1 protein-coding gene is annotated in these 303 nt (G+C 64.4%); it reads left to right on the forward strand.

Features of this window, described 5'->3' with window-relative positions; genetic code table 11:
• On the forward strand, positions 1-303 hold a 303-nt coding region (locus tag JGU66_34790), incomplete at both ends, for a hypothetical protein (GenBank protein ID MBJ6765950.1).

Genomic DNA, 303 nt, shown 5'->3' on the forward strand with positions numbered 1-303 from the left:
TGAGCTGTATCAAGCCTTCGCCTCCGGCACCGCCCCCACGCTCGCGCCGATTCCCATGCAGTACACGGACTACACCGCGTGGCAGCGTCAATGGCTGCAGGGTGACGCGCTCGAAACACAGCTCGACTACTGGCGCCAGCACCTCGACCCCGAGGCCATCCTCGAGCTTCCCACGGACAAGCCTCGCCTCGATCAATTGGACACGCGTGGTGCTCGCGTCTCTCTTCACCTGCCACCCGCGCTCACGCAGTCACTGAAGGAGCTGGGCATCCGCGAGGGGAAGACACTCTTCTCCGTCCTCCT

The sequence above is a fragment of the Myxococcaceae bacterium JPH2 genome, assembly GCA_016458225.1.
GTDB lineage: Bacteria > Myxococcota > Myxococcia > Myxococcales > Myxococcaceae > Citreicoccus.